The sequence below is a fragment of the Parabacteroides sp. Y3-G-102 genome (assembly GCF_023656845.1).
Classification (GTDB): Bacteria; Bacteroidota; Bacteroidia; order Bacteroidales; family Tannerellaceae; genus Parabacteroides; species Parabacteroides distasonis.
In genome coordinates this window covers 1-25,918 of the sequence record NZ_JAMOKU010000024.1, presented here as the reverse complement: position 1 = coordinate 25,918, position 25,918 = coordinate 1, and the positions used below count along the sequence as shown (strand labels likewise).

The 25,918-nt window shown below is 44.2% G+C and carries 20 protein-coding genes; 7 read left to right on the top strand and 13 right to left on the bottom strand.

The window, feature by feature from the left end; translation table 11 throughout:
• Nucleotides 1-76 precede the first annotated feature (76 nt).
• Nucleotides 77-1,087 (top strand): aspartate-semialdehyde dehydrogenase, encoded by a 1,011-nt coding sequence (locus NBH16_RS13240; protein ID WP_005859941.1) that lies wholly within the window; start codon nucleotides 77-79, stop codon nucleotides 1,085-1,087.
• Between the two features lie 95 nt (nucleotides 1,088-1,182).
• Here NBH16_RS13240 and NBH16_RS13235 read toward each other — a convergent pair whose 3' ends face one another.
• On the bottom strand, nucleotides 1,183-2,403 hold the full coding sequence (locus tag NBH16_RS13235; RefSeq protein WP_034530824.1) for a DcaP family trimeric outer membrane transporter: 1,221 nt from the start codon (nucleotides 2,401-2,403) through the stop codon (nucleotides 1,183-1,185).
• A 22-nt stretch (nucleotides 2,404-2,425) separates the two neighbouring features.
• Complete coding sequence (locus NBH16_RS13230) at nucleotides 2,426-3,655, bottom strand: DcaP family trimeric outer membrane transporter (RefSeq protein ID WP_250788709.1); 1,230 nt, start codon at nucleotides 3,653-3,655, stop codon at nucleotides 2,426-2,428.
• A gap of 159 nt (nucleotides 3,656-3,814) precedes the next feature.
• Here NBH16_RS13230 and NBH16_RS13225 point away from each other — a divergent pair, with 159 nt between their 5' ends.
• Nucleotides 3,815-5,176 (top strand): TrpB-like pyridoxal phosphate-dependent enzyme, encoded by a 1,362-nt coding sequence (locus NBH16_RS13225; RefSeq protein ID WP_005859947.1) that lies wholly within the window; start codon nucleotides 3,815-3,817, stop codon nucleotides 5,174-5,176.
• Between the two features lie 77 nt (nucleotides 5,177-5,253).
• On the opposite strand, the gene NBH16_RS13220 is transcribed toward NBH16_RS13225, so the two are convergent.
• A complete protein-coding gene (locus NBH16_RS13220) occupies nucleotides 5,254-5,664 on the bottom strand; it encodes a DUF3836 domain-containing protein (RefSeq protein ID WP_005859949.1) in 411 nt (136 codons plus the stop codon).
• Between the two features lie 352 nt (nucleotides 5,665-6,016).
• Between NBH16_RS13220 and NBH16_RS13215 the strand changes: the two genes are divergently transcribed.
• A complete protein-coding gene (locus NBH16_RS13215; RefSeq protein WP_122297310.1) occupies nucleotides 6,017-7,165 on the top strand; it encodes a BPL-N domain-containing protein in 1,149 nt (382 codons plus the stop codon).
• A gap of 11 nt (nucleotides 7,166-7,176) precedes the next feature.
• On the opposite strand, the gene NBH16_RS13210 is transcribed toward NBH16_RS13215, so the two are convergent.
• Complete coding sequence (locus NBH16_RS13210) at nucleotides 7,177-7,848, bottom strand: DUF2461 domain-containing protein (RefSeq protein ID WP_008773003.1); 672 nt, start codon at nucleotides 7,846-7,848, stop codon at nucleotides 7,177-7,179.
• Between the two features lie 37 nt (nucleotides 7,849-7,885).
• Nucleotides 7,886-10,090: a patatin-like phospholipase family protein gene (locus NBH16_RS13205; RefSeq protein ID WP_195319819.1), complete on the bottom strand. Its 2,205-nt coding sequence runs from the start codon at nucleotides 10,088-10,090 to the stop codon at nucleotides 7,886-7,888.
• Nucleotides 10,091-10,555: 465 nt separating this feature from the next.
• Here NBH16_RS13205 and NBH16_RS13200 point away from each other — a divergent pair, with 465 nt between their 5' ends.
• A complete protein-coding gene (locus tag NBH16_RS13200) occupies nucleotides 10,556-11,101 on the top strand; it encodes a Panacea domain-containing protein (protein ID WP_122369961.1) in 546 nt (181 codons plus the stop codon).
• Between the two features lie 471 nt (nucleotides 11,102-11,572).
• On the opposite strand, the gene NBH16_RS13195 is transcribed toward NBH16_RS13200, so the two are convergent.
• The 8 genes from NBH16_RS13195 to NBH16_RS13160 form a co-directional block, all read right to left on the bottom strand.
• Complete coding sequence (locus NBH16_RS13195) at nucleotides 11,573-12,751, bottom strand: DUF4934 domain-containing protein (RefSeq protein WP_122369957.1); 1,179 nt, start codon at nucleotides 12,749-12,751, stop codon at nucleotides 11,573-11,575.
• Between the two features lie 54 nt (nucleotides 12,752-12,805).
• On the bottom strand, nucleotides 12,806-13,963 hold the full coding sequence (locus NBH16_RS13190) for a DUF4934 domain-containing protein (protein ID WP_048927027.1): 1,158 nt from the start codon (nucleotides 13,961-13,963) through the stop codon (nucleotides 12,806-12,808).
• A gap of 31 nt (nucleotides 13,964-13,994) precedes the next feature.
• Nucleotides 13,995-15,857 (bottom strand): tetratricopeptide repeat protein, encoded by a 1,863-nt coding sequence (locus NBH16_RS13185; RefSeq protein ID WP_250788708.1) that lies wholly within the window; start codon nucleotides 15,855-15,857, stop codon nucleotides 13,995-13,997.
• A 56-nt stretch (nucleotides 15,858-15,913) separates the two neighbouring features.
• A complete protein-coding gene (locus NBH16_RS13180) occupies nucleotides 15,914-17,737 on the bottom strand; it encodes a M56 family metallopeptidase (protein WP_250788707.1) in 1,824 nt (607 codons plus the stop codon).
• 17 nt (nucleotides 17,738-17,754) lie between these two features.
• Entirely contained in the window at nucleotides 17,755-18,117 is a 363-nt protein-coding gene (locus tag NBH16_RS13175) for a BlaI/MecI/CopY family transcriptional regulator (protein WP_005859967.1), read from the bottom strand.
• Nucleotides 18,118-18,232: 115 nt separating this feature from the next.
• Complete coding sequence (locus tag NBH16_RS13170) at nucleotides 18,233-18,724, bottom strand: energy transducer TonB (protein ID WP_005863391.1); 492 nt, start codon at nucleotides 18,722-18,724, stop codon at nucleotides 18,233-18,235.
• Nucleotides 18,725-19,134: 410 nt separating this feature from the next.
• A complete protein-coding gene (locus NBH16_RS13165; protein WP_250788706.1) occupies nucleotides 19,135-20,358 on the bottom strand; it encodes a DUF4934 domain-containing protein in 1,224 nt (407 codons plus the stop codon).
• A gap of 109 nt (nucleotides 20,359-20,467) precedes the next feature.
• Complete coding sequence (locus NBH16_RS13160; protein WP_122369967.1) at nucleotides 20,468-21,883, bottom strand: tetratricopeptide repeat protein; 1,416 nt, start codon at nucleotides 21,881-21,883, stop codon at nucleotides 20,468-20,470.
• Between the two features lie 185 nt (nucleotides 21,884-22,068).
• On the opposite strand from NBH16_RS13160, the gene NBH16_RS13155 reads away from it, so the two are divergent.
• From NBH16_RS13155 to NBH16_RS13145, 3 genes are read left to right on the top strand one after another with little or no spacing between them, the layout of a single operon-like run.
• On the top strand, nucleotides 22,069-22,770 hold the full coding sequence (locus NBH16_RS13155) for a succinate dehydrogenase/fumarate reductase cytochrome b subunit (RefSeq protein ID WP_250788704.1): 702 nt from the start codon (nucleotides 22,069-22,071) through the stop codon (nucleotides 22,768-22,770).
• A 48-nt stretch (nucleotides 22,771-22,818) separates the two neighbouring features.
• Entirely contained in the window at nucleotides 22,819-24,762 is a 1,944-nt protein-coding gene (locus tag NBH16_RS13150) for a fumarate reductase/succinate dehydrogenase flavoprotein subunit (protein ID WP_005859978.1), read from the top strand.
• A 30-nt stretch (nucleotides 24,763-24,792) separates the two neighbouring features.
• Nucleotides 24,793-25,548 (top strand): succinate dehydrogenase/fumarate reductase iron-sulfur subunit, encoded by a 756-nt coding sequence (locus tag NBH16_RS13145; RefSeq protein ID WP_005859980.1) that lies wholly within the window; start codon nucleotides 24,793-24,795, stop codon nucleotides 25,546-25,548.
• Nucleotides 25,549-25,918 lie beyond the last annotated feature (370 nt).

Sequence of the window (25,918 nt, the reverse complement as noted above, 5' to 3'; positions counted from 1 at the left end):
GCAAAAATATGAAAGCCCTTTACAGACAGCAAAGTTATAACTATTTTACATTATTCAAATTAAATCAGTGCTCAAAATGAAAGTAGCAATTGTTGGTGTAAGTGGAGCCGTAGGACAGGAGTTCCTGCGTGTACTCGACCAGAGAAACTTCCCGATGGATGAGCTGGTACTTTTTGGCTCATCTCGTAGTGCCGGACGTGTTTATACCTTCCGTGGTAAACAGTATACCGTTAAGGAACTGAAGCATAACGACGACTTTAAGGGAATCGATGTTGCTTTTGTTTCAGCCGGAGGTGGTACTTCCAAGGAATTTGAGAAGACGATCACGAAACATGGTACGGTGATGATCGATAACTCCAGCGCGTTCCGTATGGACGAGGATGTTCCATTGGTCGTACCGGAAGTAAACCCGGAGGATGCCTTGAATCGTCCTCGTGGCGTGATCGCTAACCCGAATTGTACCACGATCCAGATGGTTGTAGCGTTGAAGGCGATCGAGAACTTATCTCATATCAAGCGTGTTCACGTATCTACTTATCAAGCTGCCAGTGGAGCGGGCGCTACCGCTATGGCTGAGTTGGTAAAACAATATGAGCAATTATTAAAGGGCGAGGAGCCTACAGTAGAGAAATTCGCTTATCAATTGGCATATAACGTAATCCCTCACGTAGACGTATTCACGGAAAATGGCTATACGAAAGAGGAGATGAAGATGTATAACGAGACCCGTAAGATCATGCACTCGGATATCGAGGTGAGCGCTACTTGTGTTCGCGTACCGGTTATGCGCGCGCATAGCGAATCTACTTGGGTAGAGACAGAGCGTCCGATCAGCGTGGAAGAGGCTCGCAAGGCTTTCGCCGAGGCTGAGGGTGTGGTATTGCAGGATGAACCGGCAAACAAGGATTATCCGATGCCGTTGTTCGTAGCGGATCACGATCCGGTTTACGTAGGCCGTATCCGTAAGGATATCAGCAACCCGAATGGTTTGACATTCTGGACCGTGAGCGACCAGATCAAGAAAGGCGCCGCTTTGAACGCCGTACAAATCGCCGAGTACTTGCTAAAGGTGGGTAATATCAAATAACAGACAACTTTGTAAATTCTATATACGTGGAAGCGGGATCAAGAGAATACTCTTATCCCGCTTTTTTATGCTTAGCGTAATTCCTTCATGCCTTCTCAAAACGTATAAATCAATACGCCCAATACCCGATGGTTGGTTATCGAATGTGTGTCATGAATCCGTCCGCCATCTTGCAAATCCACATTGCCATACCATGCGATGGAAGGGCTATATTCAACACCTAATTTCCAGTGCGGAAGATTATACGAAAGCTGCAGGTTGGTCGTAAATACCTGATCTACGTCCAGACCTACGCCATAGGTTTTGCCTACCAGTGCCTCGTTCGCTCCCAAGTTCTTCAAATAGCCTAAGAACAAACCCGGTTTCCATTTCTTTCCGTACACGATATTCAACCAAGAAGTAGAGAAAAGATACGGTGAATATTCCTGTTCGCCGGTACGTGGGTCGATAGAGGTGACGCCGTAACCACCCAACATACAAGTCTGCGTCAAGTTAGAAGCCAGCAATGTTTTCGCCATCACCAACCAATTCGCATCCTGATATTTCACGTGCGCCTCGCCGGATACGGAAGTAACCCGCTCGCTGACTTTATAAATCTTGCCATCCACCTCGTTCTGCGTTCTCGGCACTAACGACAAGATTTCCATACCGGCTCCTACCTGCCAACCGGGTTTCTTATAATCCACCCCGAGATAGACTTCCGGTACGCAACTATTCTTGATATATTCCTCACTCTTTCCATTCGGGCCGGCCGATAGATATTGCAACTGCCATAGAACCGACCCGGTCAATTGCCATCCATTGTCCGTATAACGATAACGAATTTGCGGGCTGCGGTTAAAGGGCTGGAACGGGGCGCCGGTAGAAAGATTCAACATCTGTGGAAAGACCTCACCAAATAGCGGATGCCACGTCTGTCCGATCAAGACAGCGGACTTGCCCCAATCCAGATTCACATAGGCATGACGGATACGAAGCACCGCCCAATTGCTACCCGAACCCCGGAAATCGGCCTCCAGTTTCAAGGAAGTCTTGGCCGAACCAACCTTCGGTCCTTGTACATCGATTCCCAAACGGGAGTAAAGCAGGTAAAAACTACCGTTCGGACTAGCGTTCAAGTCCTTGCCATCCGCATCCAACGCCACGTCCTTCGGATATAGGTGGAACAAACCATCCACGATCTCGGCGTTCGCACGGGAATTATAGAACAAGTCTCCACGTACCTGTCCGTAAAATTTGTAAGAGAAGTTTTTCTTTTGCGCCTGTACGCATACCGCCATACATAGGCCGATCAAAAGAAGCAAGTTGCGTTTCATTTCCATTCCGGTCAATCTATCTTTAAAAATAATACATCATCAAACCTAATATACGATGATTCGTTATCGCATGTGTTTGCTCGATACGTCCGCTCTCTAAGTCGGTCGTGCCATAATAAGCTGTCGCCGGACAATACTCGAAACCGAACTTCCAATGCGGTAAATTATACGATACGTTTAAGCTGACGGTTATTAATTGATCGATATCCAATCCCATACCATAGACCTTATCCGCTGAGACCAAGGACTTCCCGGTTCCCAAATTCTTCGTATATCCGACGAAAACTCCCGGTCTCCATTTCGTTCCGTAGGCGAAATTCACCCATGTCGTAGAATGGCGAAAAGGCGTATATCCCTGCTCGCCCGTACGGGAGTCCACCGAGCTCACCCCGTAACCGCCCAATAAAGCGGTATGATCCAAGACAGAAGCCATCAAGGTTTTCGCCGCAAAGGTATAGTTTCTTCCGCTATACTTCAAATGTGCCTCGTAAGAGAATGCGGTCATCCGCTCGTTCACCTTAAAAGTTTGCTCCTTCCATTCCGTGGAAGTACGGGGTTTCAAGGAGATCATATGAGCGCCGAGCCCCATCAACCAACCATCCGCAGGGGTAAAATCCGCCCCCACGAACATCTCCGGAATGCAACTATTCTTGATATAATCCTCGCTCATGCCTTTCGGTCCGCTGGAAAGGTATTGTAATTGCCACAACACGGAAGCCGTCAATTGTACCCGGCTATTCGCCTTATACTGGTAACGGATCTGAGGGCTACGGTTGAAAGGCTGGAACGGCGCTCCGGTGGAAAGATTCAAGACATCTGGCATCACGGCGCCAAACAAGGGATGCCACGTGATTCCTACTAATACCGCCGATTTTCCCCAATCCAAGTTTACGTATGCCTGCCGGATACGTAACATCGTATTACTACCGGAAAAACCGCCGAAGTCCGTCTCTATCTTATCGGAGGAACGAGCCTTACCAATATCGGGTCCCGTCACGTCCAAGCCCAAGCGGGAAGTGAACGTATAGAAACTGCCATTCGGCGTAGCGTTCAAATCCTTGCCATCCGCATCAAAACTCTTATCCAAAGGATAGAGATAAAAGTTCCCATCGATCGGAGCCATATTAGCCCGGGAATTGTAGAAAAGATCTCCACGGACGAAGCCGTAGAATTTGTAAGTGAAGTTTTTTCTTTGCGCTGTCGTAGAAAATAAGGCTAGCATCCCCACGAGCAACAGGGTAATCCGTCTCATTATAATTCAGTTTGTTATTTTTCTTACCTTATAAGCCGCGAATGTATATATTTTTATGGATTCAATTTGAAGAAACGAAATATTATTTGTTCCTTTGCTTCCAAGTTGTAAGCCTTAAAGGTCAAATTAGATTAATATTGTAAACACCAGATAAAGAAAATGAGTACTAAAAAGTTTTTGCTAGAAGAAAAAGATATACCTACGGCATGGTATAATATCGTAGCGGATATGAAGAACAAACCGCTGCCGATCTTAAATCCACAAACTAAACAGCCCTTAAAGGAGGAAGATTTATATCCTCTATTCTCGAAAGGCGTCTCTCATCAAGAAATGAACACGACAGACACATGGATTGAGATTCCCGATGAAGTACGCGAGCTTTATAAGGTATGGCGACCGACTCCGTTGGTTCGTGCTACCGGATTAGAAAAAGCGCTGGATACGCCCGCTCATATCTATTTCAAGAACGAGAGTGTAAGCCCGATCGGTTCACATAAGTTGAATTCGGCCTTGGCTCAGGCTTATTATTGTAAACAAGAGGGTACGACTAATATCACGACCGAGACAGGCGCCGGACAATGGGGTGCCGCTCTTTCTTACGCGGCAAAAGCTTTCGGCTTGGAACTTGCCGTTTATATGGTAAAGGTTAGTTACCACCAGAAACCCTACCGTCGTTCGATCATGCAGACTTTCGGAGCACAAGTTGTTGCCTCCCCGAGTATGAGTACGAAAGCCGGACGTAAGATATTGACAGACCATCCTAATTATCAAGGTAGCCTAGGTACCGCTATTTCCGAGGCGGTAGAGTTGGCCATGCAAACACCGAACTGTAAATATACATTAGGTAGCGTATTAAACCACGTTATGCTGCATCAGACCGTTATCGGACTGGAAGCTGAGAAACAAATGGAAATGGCTGGCGAGTACCCCGATGTCGTTATCGGTTGTTTCGGTGGTGGTTCCAACTTCTCCGGTATCACATTCCCATTCCTGCGCCATAAACTAACGGAAGGTAAGGATATCCGGGTTATAGCGGCGGAACCGGCATCTTGCCCGAAACTTACAAGAGGGCAATTCCAATATGACTTCGGAGATGAGGCTGGCTATACCCCATTAATCCCGATGTTCACGTTGGGACATAATTTCTCTCCAGCGAATATCCATGCGGGAGGTTTGCGTTATCATGGCGCCGGCTCCATCGTCAGCCAGTTAATGAAAGACGAATTGATGAGCGCCGTGGATATCAAGCAATTGGATACCTTCAAGGCCGCTACTCTATTCGCGCAAGCGGAAGGTATTATCCCGGCCCCAGAATCATCCCACGCTATCGCCGCGGCTATCCATGAGGCAGAGCAAGCCAAAATCGAAGGTAAACCTCGTACGATCTTGTTCAACTTATCGGGCCACGGCTTGATCGATATGGCCGCTTACGACCAATATCTATCCGGTGATCTAACAAACTATGAGGTAACGGATGAGGAAGTAGCTAACAATTTGAAAGATTTGGAGAAAATCATCTGATAAAAACAAGAAAAGGGGCGATACCAAATCGCCCCTTTCCCTTATTTGTCTATGAAAGTCTTAATTTAAAGTATGTATTATGAGAAAATTTCTTCGTAATTAGTACTCGGGATAATCATGTTCTGGACATTTAAGCTAAAGTTTTTCTTTTTCTTATCCCACATACCGTAATTTGTCTTTATCTCTCCACTTTGATCATCATATTGATAAGTGATCTGATAGAATGGAACCCATTCATCGTTTGTCCGATCCCAACGAAACGCTTTCTTCTCGGAAACCTTGCCGTTCTCGTTGTACTGGAACTCATATCTTACCTGTTTGTTCAACAGTCCGTTTTCCTGTAAGAATACCACTTTAGAGATAATCTTACCATTCTCCTCTTTTGTATCATATAGATAATCTTTAGGAGACGCTGCGCTTATCGCTAAACTACACATGAAAGTAAAAACTAGCGCAAGAATACTTTTACCCCAAACTGATGTCTTCATACTATTTTAATTTATAAGGTTACTATCATTTTGTACCGCGAAGTAAGGAAGTTTCCCGACAATCACCAAAAGCAAAGTGACAAATCGTTAGCAATATCACAATATTTAACACATTCAAGACCTTCATTCCCTTCGATTCCCCTATGTTTACTGACATATTGTAAACCAAATCGTAAGTTCCCCCGATTTTTAAATATCTATTATTTACCACCAGCCGGATGTAACTTTCAAAAGAAAACTTTAGACACCGCTTTTTTAATAAATTAAAAATCTATTGATTAATAAATATATTCTTACCTTTGCGAAGGTAGAATGCAAATTGAATTCTACAGAACCTAAAATCCTCCGTAAAATGAAAACGACCGCCATCTTATTTCTTGCCTATCTGGCTTTATGCGTTCAGTGCTCAGTGCCGGAAAACAAGAGCACGAAAAAAGAGATTAGTACTCAACCGATAAAGGTGGGTGTATTCGATGGGCATGGAGGAGCACAGACCTGTATTTGGGAAACTGTCGCCGCTATCCGGCTGGACCCGGAAATGGAGGTATGTACCATTACTACAGCAGATATAGCTAATAATGTGCTCGATTCGATCGACGCTATTATTATCCCGGGAGGAAGTGGCAAAAGTCAGTACTTAAACCTAGGGACCTTAAATCAACAACGTATCAAGGACTTCATCGCTAAAGGTAAAGGGGCTGTCGGGATCTGTGCCGGAGCCTATCTATTCTCGAATACTCCCGATTACACCTGTATACAGCTAAATGGACAGCAAGCGATCGACATCGAGCATGACAACCGAGGGCATGGATTAGCGAAATTCACCTTATGTGAGGAGGGTAAGAAGATATTCCCCGAATTAGCCAACCGCGATACGAGTTTCGTCATTTACTATGAGGGACCGGTATTTATAAACAATCCGGCTGATACGATCCAAAGCAACACGCTTGCCATCATGGAAAGCGATGTGCATGAGGAAGGAAACGCCCCGGCTAATATGACAAACGGTAAGCCATTCTTCGTAGCCAATAACTACGGGAAAGGGCGTGTTTTTAGTTCCATCGCCCACCCCGAAGGTACTCCCGGCATGATGTGGATGATCCCCCGGATGGTACGTTGGACCTTGAATAAGCCTTTTATCCCTTATCAATCCTCCGCCGTACGTCCAGACCTGTTCAATCATGAATCATTAATGGCTACCGATGATTTAAAGCAGGAAGAAAAAGCCTTTCAAATCCTTTTAAGCGGAGAAAGCGAGCAAAAGGTTGCCGCCTTGGATTGGCTGGAAGCACATCATTCATGGGACGCCAAACGATGGGTACAAGGATTGCTTTATGACGCTTCACCCGCCGTCCGTATCCGGGCAGCCCGATATATAGCGGATACCCATTACTTACCTTTCTTACCCAACTTACAGGCGGCTTACCGGACAGAAACCGATAAGGCGACCCAAGAAGAGTTAAAGACGCAGCTGGAGAAACTAACAGCCCTACTTCCTTAGGCTAGGGAGATTTAAACTCTCCCTAGATATTCATCTACCGTATAGTTTAAGAAACGATTGAATGGTAATAACAATTTAAAGTCATCCACCGCCTTATCCATCCAATCCGTAGCGTAAAAGAAATTATCCGGCTTATAAGACACCACGCTGAAATCCTTATGCTTCATGATATAACCATAAGGGGAATCCATTGGATAGCCGGCAGGCATGCGTTTCAACATCTCCCCCTCTAACACCGGGAATGTTTTCTTAAATGTAGGTTCCTCGATAATAGCCGTAAATTCCTCGATATGATCGTATATATCCTGACGAAGTTTCTTTAATAGCGCAGGTGGCGGGCACCATACACCTCCGGAAAGCAAGCAGCCTCCCGGCTCCAGATGGATATAATAACCACCCCGTTCGCTGGCACGACCACCTTGGGAGATGTAAGCGGCGAAATGACATTTATAAGGAGTCTTATCCGGAGAGAAACGGATATCCCTGTATATCCGGAACAAACAATCTTTCGCCTCCAACCCGGCTACCTCGGGATCGAATAAGGAGATACGACCTATTAAATCTTGTACCTCATCGATAAACCCCTTACGTAGTGCATCGTAACGATTTTTATTGTCTTGGAACCATTCCCGATTGTTATGGCTCCTCAACTCTGTCAAGAACTCTATGATCTGTTCATTCATAACTTTCTATTTTTAATCCTTACAAATGTAAGAAATATTAGAAACTGTAACCCAGATTCAGATAAAATTGCAGGTTATTATTCCGGTTCGACAATCCGAAGTTCGTATTCATCGGACCGAACATACTATTATAGGCATAACCGATGCTGCCTCCCCATACACTTTCTCCCTTGAGCAGGTCGAAGAAATTATCCTCATGGATCGCATAGTTGGCTATCAATGAGATATAGTGCCGCTGCCCGATACGCTGACGTAAGTTCAAACGGACGATCGCCACGGAATTATCGAATATCTCCATCCGATTGATCCCCGCGAACGGTAACTGCTGGGGAAGGTACCTTTCCGGCATATCGCCTCCTACCACATTCAAAAAGGGATAAGCCGGATCTTTCCCGATCAACACGCGACCATCGATAGACGGCAACAGACTCAAATGGGAAGTCAGCGGCAATACTGAAAGGAAACTGAGTTTCAAAGCGGAGAAGAAGGTATGTCCCTTATAAGTCACGAAGTTATCCGTATAAATGGAATAATCCGCTTGCAGAGAAACGCCTTTACTCGGGAAGTAACGGCGGTCCAAGGTTTCCAGATGGGCCTGAGCGAAGTAACTGATAAAGCCTTCCGGTTTTACTTGATACTTTTGGTTTTCCGCCGTATAAAGGAATGAGTTATAATCAAAATACTCATAACGGGCTCCTAGCTTCAACTTGAAATTCAGCCAGTTCATGTCCGAATATCCAAGTTCCACGAAATGGTGGCGATACGTCGTATTTACGATTTTATCCCCCCGGTTATAGACGTCGAGATCATGGTACGTGAACATGTAAGACAGATTGATGTTACGCAAGGGATTACGCTCTATCGCATAGTCCACTCGCCCATACATACGTTTCCCGATCCTTCCCGTTACGGAGAACTTCGAATGGTAACGAGCCCGATTGTCAAAAGTAGCATTCAGCAACAGGGCGACGATATCCTCACTATTAAAATTCAAGCCCACATTAATCGCACTATTTGATTTTTCCTGTACCGTAAGCACCAAATCCTCCTGCCTCTCACCGACCAATTTATAGCTCACATTCGAGTAAAGATTTGTACCGATCACGATAGACATGGCTTCCTGCAATTTCTTCACGGTAAGCAAGCTATTCTCTTTCAAGCCGCTGATTTGCGTCAACCATTTCTCATCACGAGGATCTATACCTTCAAACAAGACACGCCGGATATGAAACGTATCGGTAGGGGCTACCGGATAGGAATGTACTAATCTCTTTCGGTGCATATCCGAACTATCGGATAAACCAATCTTCTTCTTTAAGGCAAGAATCTCATCCCATTGCTTGCGGGCGACTTGCTCACCCCGGTCAATCAAGGTATCCAGGGCCGTCTCCCCAAAACTAGCGGAATTATAAGGGTCTGTATTCGGGCGGAACAACAGATCGGTCTGTTCCTTATTCGGTCCGTATTTCTCATAACCATGCAAGGCGATGATCTGCCCTATGATATCCCAAGGGGTATTTATCCGCTCCAACTGTTTCAAGTCGCTAGTACCCAGATCTACGCCAATAATGATATCCGCCCCCATATCCCGTGCGACATCCGCCGGATAGTTATTCTTGATCCCACCATCTACCAACACCATGCTATCCAAACGTACCGGCGCAAACACGGCAGGAATCGCCATACTGGCACGCATTGCCAACGGAAGACTTCCACGATGGAAAACATATTCTTGCCCGTCCACCACATTCAACGCCACACAAGCGAAAGGTATATTCAATTGATTAAAATCTACGGAATCATGATAACCGATCGTTAAATCAGAGAAAAGGTTCTGGAGATTTTGACCTTTTATCATCCCTTGGATCGTTATCTCCTTTTTACTCCGGCCAAAAGGAAGGGAAAAGACATATCGCTCGGAATTCTCTTTCTCCGGAAAAGTAAGGTTACTACGTTTCACACGGTCACTTAGCAACATGCTCCAATCCTGCCAACGTACCATGCTATCGATCTCAGCGGCAGTATAGCCAACGGAATACAAGCCACCAACGATAGCTCCCATACTGGTTCCGGCAATATAATCAATCGGGATGCCGGCCTCCTCCAATACCTTCAACACCCCGATATGAGCGACACCTTTCGCCCCACCGCCTCCCAGCACCAAGCCAACCTTTTTCCGCTCAGCCATCACAGAAGGCACCAACATCAACCCAACCAACCACAATAAAAGGAACTTCCTCATCTAGATATTCTTTCCGGCAAATGTAGCTGGTTTACTCGAAAACGCAAACGGATTCATCTAGAATAAAACGTATGTTTACCTATATATAAAGTTTATCGCTATCTCATCTATTCTATAAACCATGCCGTGAACTGTATAAACCAAGGCGTGGTCTGCACATTCCACGGCGTGGTTTATACAGTTCACGGCGCTGATTTAAGAATAAATACTTATTCGCTATGGAATGTATAGGTTATCGGAGAACTATTCCTCTTTTTCAACTGGTGAAGCGGTATAATGGGAATAACACAAAACAACACAACATCTAGACATCAACCACTTACACCATTATTTGAGATTCATTAGTTTTTTTAGTGGAAAAAATTTTGTTTGTTGCTCTGTTTACCTCATCTTTGTACCAATAATACAATAGATGTGTTGTAATAAACTGAAAACTATTCAAATAGCAATTGTAAACATTTAGGTATGGGAACAAAAAGTACATTTAAAAAAGACGTTGCCATACAAGCTATATTGTATGCCGCACAAAATGTAGATCGTAAAGACATCCACAAAATCTGTAAGATATTATATTTCGCAGACCAAGAACATCTGTCCAAATATGGAAGAAGTATTACGGGAGATACCTATATAGCCATGCAATATGGACCAGTCCCATCGAATGTAGAGGATATTTTCAAGGCGCTTAGGGGCGATAGCTTTTTCTCCGATTGCGTAGATGATCTGAAATCATATTTTGATTTTACTAATAAATATATTCTTGTAGCCAAAAAGGAAGCAGACCTTGACTACTTATCGGAGAGCGACCTTGAATGCTTAAATAATGCCATAGAGAAGTGTAAAAATAAGACTTTCTCTCAATTAACGGATATGTCACATGATTTGGCATGGAACAGCGCTAAAAGAGATAGGGCTATACCCATTAAAGATATATTAAGAGAGGCTGGGGATGATGAGGAATATGTCTCTTATATAGATCATAAATTAGAAATAGAGGAAATGTTTATGTAATGGAATTACCTATATCTTGCATTGAAAGATCTATTGATAGAGGGACCATTTTACTTTCCTCTATTTTCGAGGAAATAGATCATTGCAAATATTTCGTGGTGATGGGAATATCAGAAACCCATGTGGCGGGTTTCTTCTTTATAAACTCCAATATTCATCCTAGCTTGTTCAAAAAAAACGATCAGCTCGCTATGCAATATCCTCTAAAGCGTACCGATTATGATTTTCTCAAATACGACTCGTTCCTTTGCGCCACAGACATACTAACGAAAAGCCGGGAAGAATTGGTATTAAGCATAAGTAAACAAGAAACGAAAATAATAGGGGAATTACAGGAACAACACTTAAACGAGGTTCTTGATATGGTAAGATCCTCTAAGTTATTCAGTAAAATAGTAAAGAAGACATATTTTTATCCGTGAAAACCGGATTATCATCTTCTTGAATATCTATCAACTTACTTTTTTAATATTACTTTTTCTTTTTCAGCAGCATGACCACAGGATTCGACTCTTCATCCAAGTTTGCGGCGATCTCTTTTAATCGGTCTTTCAATTCGCCTTTGTTATACGACTCAACTAATTGATCTGCATAGAGCCGTTGCCAAGTCATGATTTCTTGATTGATAGGTCTTGTACTCATATACATCTCCTTTTTAATAGAATAATCGTCATTGTATACGGTATATTTGAATATGGAATTTTCCTGTTTATCATATAGTAGATTTGTACTTGGAATATCGTCTGCCGCAAAATCATAATTCTTTTCCACCGTTTCCATAAAATAATAACGATCGGTTAGGATACTCATAAAAAGAAATATTTCCGGATTCAAGGATTGCACAGATGGAATCCTAGCGACAAAAGGCTTCAAATCTAAATCTGGGGAAAGCGTAAATACAGTATCAGCCGAAGGTTCTACAAGCTCCCAATTACCTGAATAAGGGATCAAAGGGTAGTAACTGGATGGACTTACAACATACGTATTGCTGTCACCCTCCCCCTTTTTTATCATCTGGATTAATTTTTTCTCTTTAAAAGATATGGGAATTTCCTTGACAACACTACCATCCCGCTTAGAGACAAGTAAATAGGATAACCGATTTGCCTTCCCATCATCCGTAAAAGAGCCATCATGACAAATTAGATTCTCTTCATCAAAATTATAGACCGCATCATACATAGTACCTTTCTTATGCTTAAAAGTCCGTTTATAATTCCCGTCTAAATCATACACTAACATTCTTTCCGTATAATGATCATTAACAAATAACTCATTGTTATTCTCATCAAGGGTAATACCTAAAACACCTACATATTCCTCAGCCCCTTGCCCCAAGTGGTTTATCTTCTTCAAGGCTTTCCCTTTCCTATCAAATAAGAAAATATCCCCATCGCTAGGAAGATTTGTTACAACCAAAAGCTCCCGGCCAACATCCCGTAAAGTCCCCCGGGTAATGAACTCATCATTCGTCTCTAAGGGGATGTATTCCACATCCACTATATCTTGAAGGATTAATTCCTTTTTCGGATAACTTGCCGTGACATCCACCGTAATTACTTCCTCAGCTTGGGAAGCGGAGTGCCTACATCCTAGGCATCCAACCATAGTTAGCAAGAGAAATCCTATATTTATAATTGCTCTTCTCATCTACAATTCGTTTTAAGGTTATTTGCAAAGATAACATAATTCCCTTAATGTCATTTATTTCTTCTTTTTCAGCAGCATGACCACAGGATTCGACTCTTCATCCAAGTTTGCGGCGATCTCCTTCAACTTTCCTTTTAGCTGGCCTTTCTCGTAAGCCTCAACTAAGTCCGGGGCATCTAGAGTTTGGCAGATAGCTATTTCGGGGTTTCTTGGCTCTGATGTTAGAGAGACTTCTTCCTTATTGATGAAATCATCATTGTATAGAATATAGCTGAATAAGGCATTTTCTTGTTTATCATACACCAGATCTTCACCAAGGAAACCTTTAAACGTCGTAAAGTCAACCTCTTTTCTCATGGTTCTCATGAAACAGTAGCGATCGGTGATGACGGTTGGAAAAAGAAATACTTTAGTATCCATGGAGGATATGGAAGGGCTTCTTACGATAAAAGGACTCAGATTACCATCCGGCAAGTAATGGAATATGGTATCAGACGATGTATTGACAAGTATCCATTTATCCCCATCCGGGAACGTAAGATAAAATTCCGGCGTAATAATAAACTCCCCTTCTGTCACAACCGGAGTCTCAATACCCTTAGAGGGAATCTGGATCTCATGGGTGATACGGCCATCTTGTTTGGAAATAATCAAATGACACTCCCGCTTGCCTTTTTCCGATGGATAACTCTTATAGCAAATCAAATGATCACGATCATAATTAAATATATAATTATAATAACTGGTATCCGTGAACTTAAAACTCCTTTTATAGTTTCCTAATAAGTCATAGACACCTATTTTTCTCGCTGGATTATCCTTGACGAATATCTCATCGTTACCCTCATCCAAGACAAGCCCTGTAAGCTGCGTGTATTCCTCACCGCTTTGCCCTAAACGGTTTATCTTCCTTAGTCCCTTTCCGTTTCTATCGAAAACAAGAATATCCCCATCACTGCCCCGATTCGTCACCAGCATGATATCCTTTCCGATCGCTTTCACGGCACCTTTAGTTATAAAATCATCCGTGGTTTCCAACGCGATGTATTCCACGTCCATAAGATCTTGAAGTATCAGTTCCTTTTCCGGATAATCGGCCATGACATCAACCCTTATAAGGTTATCGACAGAGGAAGCGGACCGATTGCCACATCCCATACATCCGACTAAAGCGAGTAGCATAGCCACTGCGTTCGTAGTTAATTTTCTCATTTTTATAATGTTTAAAGTCTTTCGTTCAATGTCATTTCTTGCTCTTTAGCGTTTTCTCTTTGTTCATCATCCGTATCATCTCTTTTACCTCATCGGATGTCTCCGGCAGTTGTTGGATCAGAGATTGGAGTTCATCTATAGAAAGCTGGCTTTTCCGGTTATCTGGAGCCAGCATGGTTTGCTCCGTGATACCCCGTTTGGACATATCCGAATTTAATGACTCCAAGAAAGGCCGGGTAAAAGTCAGGTCACTCAGATCCGACTCGTTTTTCAACAGTTCCTTTGCGTAAGTCACTTGAGCGAATACACCTCTCTGTAGCTCCTCCGCATTCTTGAATCCGGAGATATCCGGATGGCTATATAGGTTCGCGATCTCACGAAGCAATTCTACACGAGTACCCTTCACCTTCCACGCCCGATAAAGCAGACGGGCCGCCTCCTCTATCTTACCCGAGCTTCTGGCGCTCATGGCACGAATCTCCATGACCATCTCCGATTCCTCCGGCAATTGATTGATCAGGTTACGCAAATCCACGATAGAGATCTTGCTCTTTTTCCCATCCGGGTCTATCATAGTCTCCTCCGCCACATTACGGAAAAACATATCCTCATAGAAGGATTGCAGAAGCGCCCGGCTAAACACCATTGTCCTCTCGTCCGCTTTTTTCTTTAAGCTCTCATTCATATAAAGTACCAAGATAAAAAGCCCTCGCTGGCGATCCTCCTCGCTCTGGAATTTAGACACGTCAATCTCACTATACATATGCGAGATCGCCGCAAGGAAATCCAGTCGTTCCGGATTCTTCTTCCATGCCTCATAGTAGAGACGGGACGCTTCCTTGTATCTCCCGTCCTTTTGGTAAGTCTCCGCACGGAAGGCCAATAATTGATTTACCAAGAAACGATTGGGTTCCAATCCCTTTTCCGCCCGGTCAAATAAGTCGTAAGCCCGCTTCCGGTCATACGTCTTACCCAAGGCGGAACCCAATAAGAGGCATACCTCGACAGAGGTCGTATCCTGCTCATATGCCATATCCAAGATATCTACCGAGGGCATATACAGACCGGCATAATACTTCGAGGCTCCCCCATATTTCAAGGTAAGGTAAGTAGAATCACCATCAGCCAACAAACCAGAGTAAATGGAATCAGCCTGAGCGAATTGTTTTGCCATATACAAACCCAAAGCTTTACTGCGTAATAACTGGCGATTCCCCGGATTGTAGATCAAGGCGGTATCGCAAATCGCTACCCCTTCTAATATATAGTCCGGACTACCGACACCCATACGATATAATGTATTTACCAAAGCACCCGCCAGTCCCGCATTCTCCCGGTTCAAGTTATACGCTTGAAAATAGGCGATCGTCGCAGACGGGTATTGCTCCAGCCGGGAATAACAATCGCCGATCGCACGGTATAAGGCCGTATTGTCCTCATTCCGGGCTTGTAGTTTCTCATACGTATCAACCGCCCTCTCATATTCGCCCAACTGGAAATACAACCGGGCCAATTGATAATTAGCATAGAAGTTTAGGCTATCGGCCGCTAATACCTTGTGGAAATATCGCTCAGCGTCTTTCGCCTTGCCCAAGTTCGTAGCCGTTCGGGCCAACGTATTTAAAATATCCAGATTAGTCGTGTCCATGGAGAGGCAAAGACGATAATAGTCGTAGGCTTGCCGGTAACGAAGCATCCCCTCGTAGGCTTGCCCGATAGCGTTCATCACCTCATAATCGGAAGAATCAGCCGGGGTAAGGCTATCGGCACGGGCGATCACAGCCGCATATTGCTTACGGTTCACCAAGTCTTGCCAATTAAACTCTTGAGCATTTCCGGGAAAAATAAGGCAACAAAGTAACAGAACTGTAACTAAATTACATTTCGCATTCATATCTGTATATTTTTAAGATTACTGATTAAGCGACCAACATAGCCTCTATTCTTATTTCACTGTAACCGGAAAGTAATAGGCACCGTATATAAGACGCGGACCGCCTTTCCGTCCTGACGACCGGGAGTCCACCGGGGCATCATTCCGATGACTCGCAAAGCTTCCGCATCCAAGGAGGGATCTATTCCCCGTATGATTTTAGGTTCCACGATATTTCCTTTCTTATCTACTACAAACGAACAGATCACACGACCTTGCACTCCCGCTTCCTGCGCATCCGTCGGATACTTTATGCTTTGAGCGATAAACTTTAATAATTCATGATCCCCTCCGGGATATTGCGGCATCACGTCCACTACCGTCAAAGTCTCTTCCTTCGTTTCTACTACCGGACTTTTCAAACGGAACGTAATCGGGACCGTATATTTCACGGCGACCGCCTTTCCACGTTGCATTCCCGGATTCCAGCGAGGCATAGTGTTTATTACCCTTACGGCCTCCTCATTCAATAAAGGAGTCACTCCCCGAAGCACCTCCGGATTATTGACGGAACCATCACGCCCGACGATAAACGAGCAGATTACACGCCCTTGCTCCCCGTTATCCTGACTCTCTTTCGGATACTTTATATTCGTGGCTATGTATTTCAACAACTCCGCATCCCCACCCGGAAAACTAGGCATCTTCTCTACCACGGTAAATACTTGCTCGTTCATCTCACGGGATTTGGAAGATAAGGACAAATGGGTATTATTTGTCATATCAGCAGCCAAGACCTCTTGAGACTCCCTTCCTTGATAGCTGCATCGCAAAATCGCATTCGCAGGGACCTCCAAAGAGAAAGCCCCTTTCCTATCCGTGTTAGTCCCCTCTTTACCGCCCTTCACCACAACTGATGCCCCGATCAAAGGCTGCCCGGTCTCATCAACCAGAATGCCCGTAGCCGTCACCATAGCGTTCGAGACCGTAGCCTCATTCGCCAGACGGACAGTCAAACGCGCTACCGCCTCGATATTACTTAACAGCATCAAGATCCCTACCAATGGAATAAATATCAGATATTTCGTACGTACGATACCCGGGCTCCGCTTCTTGTTCATCATCATAATCCGGTTCTTCAGATGCAGCACATTGAAACTATTATACAAAGTAGTAACGGACTGATGATGAGCCAATCCCAATAAATGGTATTGATAGCTCTTACTATCGTAACCGGACTGGATCACCGTGTTATCCGCCAGATACTCCAGATTATGCCTAACCTCACGCTTCAATAACCATACAAAAGGATTGAACCAACAAGCCATACACATCATCTCGCTCAAGATCACGTCAATCGAGTGCCATTGGGATACGTGCGTACATTCATGTGTCAATATCTCATCCGTTTCCTTATCCGAATGACTCTCCGGATGCAAGAAGACCATACGGAAAAAGGAGAATGGCCCGGCGGCCTTCCGCAACGCATAAACCGGAGTTTCATGAATAACAACACGCTCACTGGTATGAGCCAACCATAAGATACTGCTTAATTGCACGAGAAAACGTCCGCATAAGAACGCTACGATCCCCCAATAAATAAACCCCAAAGATCCCAGCAACCATCCATACCAATCCACGGACGCCGCGGCATCCGCTTTCGCCGTCGCCTCAGGCAACATAGCGGAATACATATAAATCACGTCCGCTATAGGCTCTTGTTGCCTTACCCAATCTTGGATGTTCAGCAAAGGATAAAACAGAGCCAAGCCAAAGAACGCCAGCAAGATCGCACGACGTAGCTTGAAGAACGTGTCCTTATAGAAGAACAACCGGTAGAAGGCGTAAAAGAGTACAAAGGCTACATTTACCTTCAATAAGTAGGCAAATTCCGGTGTCATGGTATGTGGGATTTAGGTTATTCTTTTCCTTTCTCAATCAAATCGATGATATCCTTTAAATCATCCGTAGAGATTTTCTGATCTTTCGCAAAGAAAGAAACCATTTCTTTATACGAGTTAGCGAAATAATTCGTTACCACGCCGCCAAGGAACGTACGTTTATATTCCGTTTCCTCTATCAAAGGACGGTATTCATACGTATTTCCATAACGTTTCGCCTTCACGTACTTCTTTCGCTCCAGATTCTTGATCACGGAAGCGAGCGTCGTATAAGGAGGTTTCGGGTCCTCGTATTTGGCCAGCACATCTTTCACAAAACAAGGACCGATCCGCCAAATCCAGCGCATCGCCTCTTCTTCCTGCATCGTTAGCTTCTCCATAAATCTTATCCTTTTATTTAATGTATATCCACAAAGCTACGAAATAGTCGTAAACGGCATGCGAAAGGCACGTTAATTAACATTAAATAAGAATCACAAGACCTGCAATCGTGAATTATTGCAACTTAAACGTGATCGGCACTGTATATTTCACGGCTACCGGCTCGCCTCTTTGCGTGCCCGGTGTCCAACGAGGCATCATTTGCAAAACTCGAACCGCCTCTTGGTCTAATGCCGGGGAGATTCCTCTAAGGACCTTGTAATTCGTAAGCGTTCCATCCTTCGTTACCACAAACGAACAAATCACACGCCCTTGCTCTCCTTTGTCTTGGCTCTCTTGTGGATACTTTACATTCTTGGCTATAAATTTCAAAAGCTCCGCATCACCGCCGGGAAACTTCGGCATCACCTCTACTACCCTAAATACCTGCTCTCCATTTTCCAGCGTATCTTCGTCCTCCGCTTCCACCTGTACTTGCTCTTGTTTTTCTGCCTTTGTTACATCTGTCGGAACACTTTCTTCTTTTTGTTCCGAAGACTGTCCGCATCCTACGCACATCGCCAAAGCGAACAGGATGATCATTGTGTTCATAATCGCCTTTTTCATTTTCAATCCGTTTTAAAGTTATTTATACCGTTATTACACACGCTTACCAACCTCTAAGCATATCCGGACATTACGTTGGTTTCGCAAATATACGAAATACTCGTAATATAAATATAAACAATACGTTAATTAACACTAATATCCATCAAAGGCATAGAAAAGATAAAAGAACACGATTATTTGCCGAACAGTTAAAATACACAATATGCCCACTTTGCACGTAAATATTAGTATATGGCTGATATCTACGCAGTTATACATACACGCCTATTACCGATCCAATTACTATCTATAATAAATCAGATTACTATCAATAGTAAATCAGATTTTCTATAGATAGTAACCATGAATACTATAGCTTCTATCGCTAGATTATTACAAGAAGTACAACCGAGCGATACATATCGAAGTCAGATAAGCGAATAAAACACAAAAACCGGATTGCCCTCCTCTCCTTTTAAGTCCAACTCCTGCGGAATCGTGATCGAGCGAAGCGATTTATATAAGTTTAGCTCATACGGGGTCACTACTTGTACCAGCTCATCTTTTATGACCCTCCCCCAGACCGGGAAATTCCGATAACTTCTCGTACCCTGCATGCCATGTTGAAGGTTCGCATCCGCCAGTTCATAGATAGAACCCGGCATCACACATTTTTCCACAAGTGTCTTTCCCGTCTTTTTATCTACAGAGGCTATATAATAGCCTTGGTTATACAATAAGCGGAAATAATAATGTTCCGGAAACTCAATCATATCTTGCACAAAGATATCCTTGGGGTCCTTTTTTTCAATTCGCAAATTACTCATGTCCGTAACATCCAACGAACGAATCACTTCCGCATCCGAGTTTTTCAGATCAAGGACACAAGTCGCACTTATTCGATCCACCGAGATACTGAAGACCGTATCATTGCTACCGGTCTTAAACAACACGGAGTTTTGCGCATCAGAATAAGCGGGGGCGATACTTGTCGTGAACCCGCTCTTCTCATGAGGTAATAAAAAGGAATAAAAATCATTCTTGATCGCTATCGTATCCCCTTTCCTCGAAAATAGGCCCAATCCGAATCCTCCTCCGTTGAAAGGCTGAAAAGGGAATGATATGGCGGCGAAACGATCCTTTCCGATATGACGCATATAGATTACCGAATACTCATGGGTGGATTGTCCGATAAATTCACCTTCCAACGTATATTCCCAAACTCGATTATTACTAAATAAAAAAAAGCGGTCATTACGTTCGTCCACTTGGATACATGGCAGAATACCGCTAAATTCACCCGGCCCCTGCCCTTCTTTTACCAACGTCCGGATAAAACGCCCTTGCCGATCGAACAGGACGATACGGGGCTCTTTTACGGGAAGCACATAGATATATCGATCTGTCACGGCATAATCATAAACTCCGTCTATCAACGAGGCATCATCCGTGGTCACCTCTAAAGGGACAAAAGTAACCCCCTTGATCTCATCGCCTAATCCCAATAGCCCCGGTTTATCCATCCCCCCTCTTATATCCGCAGTTAAAAGAGAGGACGCTTCCGTTGGCGAAGAACCGCATGACACGAAACAAGAAACGACAAAAACACTATTTAAATAAAACAAGATAGAGGCTAACTTTACACTTTTCATAACCATGCTTTTTTGCCTCCAAAAATATCCCGCATATCTCACAAATCACATGATAAATGAGAACAAAAATGAGAACAAACCTGCCAAGACCGCTATAAATACATAATAATCAAAAACTTGAGATAAACTCCACAAATGCCTCCGTAGAACCTTCTTTCTTAAAAATCTTCCGGAACAGACGAGGACGAAGTACCGAACTATTATATTTCAATACCCGTGTGATCTGGTTGGCGGGAACGCCGATCTTCGTAAGCATACAGACCTTCAACTCCGTATCGGAAATAGCAGGATATAGTTTTTTCAGCCGTAAGGTAAAGTCATCATAAGCCTTATTCAACAGCACCTCCAAAAGCTCCCAATCCTCAGAGACAATCTTGCCGGCATCCCGATCGTGGAACTTCTCATAGACCTCCGATTTCCGCAAGATCGCGACAGATAATAAATGCTTACTCTCCTTATTATGAATCGACTCGTTACAAATCTCCAGCCGTTGTTTTTCCAATTGTAAGGAAACCAACATCAACTCTTGATCCTTTTCTTCCTTTATTTTCGTAATTCTTTTTTCCAAAAGGGTGATTTGTCGTTCATTCTCTTCTTTTTCTTCTCGCATACGTTGTTGCTGGCTAGCAATCGAACGTCGCAAGGCTTCTTCCCTTCGAAGAGCGTTTTCCTGCGTATTTCTCCATCGCCGATAAAGGAGGAAGCAAATAAATAGAATTATGCCGATAATAAACGCGTACAGATAACGCTCCTGTCCCCTTTGCGATAGCATCAATTCTTTCCTATATAAGTCCTCACGAACCGGCCTTACATCATACCGGGAAGTGATCTGATAAATCGATTCTCTCGCTGACAGCGATCCGATAGAATCCCGTAACGCCTCGTATTTCTTGACTTCCTCCAGTATCCGGCCTTGTCCGGCCGTATCATTCAAGAGCTGATATTGGGCACTCGCTTTTCTCAAAAAAGACATGGCCTTGCCATATAATTCCTGCTCGGCGTACAGCCTTCCTATCTGGTTATATAACCGTCCCCAAAATTCGTAATCCCAATTCCCTCCCTCATATTCCAACGCACGTAAATAGCATTCCAAAGCTAGGGACGGTTGATCCATATCCTCATAGACTTTCCCCCGGTAAAACCACGCTTTGGGAGGCCAGTAACAGCCTCGTGTCGTCCTATAATAATCCGTAGCGATAGAGATTATGGAATCCGATGTATGCCTCAATCCCGCCTCATCCCGTGATTCGGTCCATAACAGACAATAACGGGCTTTCTCTCGAAGCGATAATCCATTGATATCCGTCACTTTCTCTAATAACACCAAAGCGCTGTCCGGATGATGCGGAATCAATTTCTCTACCTGCCAGAACAGGTTGCCATGCTTGTCGCTCCTATACGAAAAAAGCACAAGAACCAAGATCGCGATCGTAAACAATAAGATCGTAAACTTGATCCCTATAGAAAAATGCCGTGCCCCATTCAAATCCTTACGCATATAGGCAAATGTATATAAATTATTCATAAGGAAAGCCTTTTCCTTCCGCATTATTTCATGTGTCGGGGCACATGCCCTGACCTCTCCCATTAATGCAGAAATATTTCTTTAATCGTTTGCGCGATATATGGATTTAGCATACCTTTGCGTGATAATTACATAGTTTAAGTAGAAATTTCTAAATACAATTAAATAACTTAAATTATTATCTTATGTGGTTACTTAATTCTTCTATCGGGAAGAAGCTGATAATGAGTATATCAGGCCTCTTTCTTGTTCTGTTCTTATTGTTCCACCTGTCGATGAACGTGGCGGCCGTTTTCTCCGGAGAGGCTTATAACATGGTTTGTTCGCTGTTGGGCTCTAATTGGTACGCTGTGGCAGCTACTCTCGTATTGGCCGCAGGCGTTGTGATCCACTTCGTGTACGCTATCATTCTTACCTTGCAAAACCGTAAGGCACGTGGTAACGACCGTTACGCTATCAACGCTCGTCCGAAAGGCGTGGAATGGGCATCTCAGAACATGTTCGTTTTGGGTTTGATCGTTATCTTGTTCATGCTGTTGCACTTCAGCCAATTCTGGTATAAGATGATGTTCGCCGAGCTGATAGGTCATCATGAGGTAGCGCTGGGAACGGCTATGGTATCTCCGCAAGATGGTGCGGCGTTTATCAACTACTATTTCCATGAATGCTCGCTGGCCGCATTATGGACCGTGTTGTATATCGTATGGTACGTGGCTTTGTGGTTCCACTTGACTCACGGTTTCTGGAGCGCTATCCAAACAATCGGTTGGAATAACACGATCTGGATGAACCGTTGGGAATGTATCTCTAAGATCGTAGCTACGGTTATTTGCGGACTTTTCGCGATCATTACTATCATCTTCTTCCTAAACGGAGTAGGTGCTTAATTGCAAGCTACAGGTTTTATAATTAAGAACTTTTGAAATTAAATCATTATGTCTGAAATAAATTCTAAAATACCTCAAGGCCCGTTGGCTGAGAAGTGGACTAATTATAAAAATCACCAGAAATTGGTGAACCCCGCTAACAAGCGTCGTTTGGATGTTATCGTAGTCGGTACAGGTTTGGCTGGAGCTTCCGCTGCCGCATCTTTGGCAGAGATGGGATTCAACGTATTGAACTTCTGTATCCAAGATTCTCCCCGCCGTGCGCACTCTATCGCCGCTCAAGGAGGTATCAACGCCGCTAAGAACTACCAGAATGATGGTGACTCTGTTTACCGTTTGTTCTACGATACGATCAAAGGTGGTGACTACCGTGCTCGTGAGGCTAACGTTTATCGTTTGGCTGAGGTTTCTAACTCAATCATCGACCAGTGCGTGGCTCAAGGCGTTCCTTTCGCTCGCGAATATGGTGGTTTGTTGGATAACCGTTCATTCGGTGGCGCTCAGGTATCGCGTACGTTTTACGCCCGTGGCCAGACGGGTCAGCAGCTTTTGTTAGGCGCTTATTCAGCGTTGAGCCGTCAGATCGGTTTGGGTAAGGTTAAGATGTACACTCGTCATGAGATGTTGGATGTAGTTAAGGTAGACGGTCGTGCTCGTGGTATCATCGCCCGCAACTTGATTACAGGTAAGATCGAGCGTTACGCCGCTCACGCTGTAGTTGTAGCTACGGGTGGTTACGTTAATACGTTCTTCTTGTCAACCAACGCTATGGCATCTAACGGCTCCGCTGCATGGCAATGCTACAAGAAAGGAGCTTACTTCGCTAATCCTTGTATGGTCCAGATCCACCCGACTTGCGTACCGGTGAAAGGTGACTTCCAATCTAAATTGACTTTGATGTCCGAGTCCTTGCGTAACGACGGTCGTATCTGGGTTCCGAAGAAACTGGAAGACGCTAAAGCTTTACAGGCCGGAACGAAGAAAGGTAAAGATATTCCCGAGGCAGACCGCGATTATTATTTGGAGCGTCGTTATCCGGCATTCGGAAACTTGGTTCCTCGCGACGTGGCTTCTCGTGCCGCTAAAGAGCGTTGCGACGCAGGTTTCGGCGTGAACAGCACGGGCTTGGCCGTATTCTTGGATTTCTCCGACGCGATCAATCGCTTGGGTAAAGAGGTCGTTAAGCAGAAATACGGTAACTTGTTCGATATGTACGAAGAGATCACGAACGATAATCCATACGAGACTCCGATGATGATCTACCCGGCATTGCACTACTCAATGGGTGGATTGTGGGTTGACTATGAGTTGATGACCTCCATTCCGGGTCTGTTCGCTATCGGTGAGGCAAACTTCTCCGATCACGGAGCGAACCGTTTAGGTGCTTCCGCTTTGATGCAGGGATTGGCCGATGGTTATTTCGTATTACCATACACGATCCAGAACTATTTGTCCGACCAAATCCAAGTTCCTCGCTTCAGCACGGATCTGCCGGAGTTCGTCGAGGCAGAAAAGGCCATCAAGGATCGTATCCAAAAATTGATGAACGTCAAGGGTAAAGAAACCGTAGACACTATCCACCGCAAACTAGGTCATATCATGTGGGAACATATCGGTATGGCACGCGACGCAAAAGGTTTGCAAGAAGCTATCCAGATGCTGAAAGACTTGAAGAAAGAGTTCTGGAGCAACGTATTCATCCCAGGCAACGCAGACAACTTGAATACCGAGTTAGAGAAAGCATTACGTGTAGCCGACTTTATCGAGATCGGTACATTGATGGCACACGATGCTTTGGACCGCGCTGAGTCTTGTGGTGGTCACTTCCGTACGGAGCACCAGACAGAAGAAGGTGAGGCCTTGCGTCATGACGATAAGTTCATGTACGTATCTTGCTGGGAGTACCAAGGCGAGGACAAAGATCCTGTCATGTTGAAAGAGGATTTGAACTATGAGTTCGTTGTTCCTCAAACACGTAACTACAAGAAGTAATAATCATCAATCTCAGAAAAAATTAGAATCATGGATAAAGATATAAGTGTAACACTTAAGGTTTGGCGTCAGAGAGGTCCGAAGGAGAAAGGACAGTTCGAGACATACAAAATTGAGAAGATCAATCAGAGTGTCTCTTTCTTGGAAATGTTGGATATCTTGAACGAGCAGTTGGTCAACGAGGGTAAGGAACCGATCGTATTCGATCACGACTGCCGCGAGGGTATCTGTGGCATGTGTTCATTGTATGTAAACGGACACCCGCACGGACCGGCAACTGGAGCTACGACTTGCCAGTTATATATGCGTCGTTTCCACGATGGAGAGACGATCACGATCGAACCGTGGCGTTCCGCAGGTTTCCCTGTTATCCGCGACTTGATGGTAGACCGCTACGCTTACGACAAAATCATCCAAGCGGGTGGTTTCACATCTGTCAACACAGGTGGTGTACCCGACGCTAATGCGATACCTATCCCAAAGAAGGACGCAGACTTAGCCATGGACGCTGCCGCTTGTATCGGTTGTGGCGCTTGTGCTGCCGCTTGTAAGAATGGTTCCGCTATGTTATTCGTATCCGCTAAGGTTAGCCAGCTGGCTTTGTTGCCTCAAGGTAAAGTCGAGGCTGCTCGCCGTGCCAAAGCTATGGTCGCTAAAATGGATGAGCTTGGCTTCGGTAACTGTACGAACACACGTGCTTGCGAGATGGAATGTCCGAAGAATATCTCCGTTAGCAACATCGCTCGTTTGAACCGCGAGTTCATTTGCGCTAAATTACAAGACTAATATTTGATTAGTATATCATGGAAAAGGCGTCTTTCTCTAAAAGAAAGGCGCCTTTTTGTTTTTGTTATATGTCGTAAAACATAATTTAGCATTATAGCCCTTGACAGGAATTGAAAAGTCCGTATATTTGCATCGTGGTTTTTTCATAATAGTATTAGATTTAAGGTTAACAAAGTTTGGTTAGGGCTTGTCGTGAGACAGGCTTTAATTGTTTATAGACCTACCTTTTAAACATGGACCACAAAATACGGCTCACCCGATAAATCAGGGGGAAAATTCTTTAATTCTATAGAAAATTTGCACCTTTGTACCATGAACAATCAAGGACTATTAGCATTGGCACAGTTGATTCTGCCATCAGAGATACTTT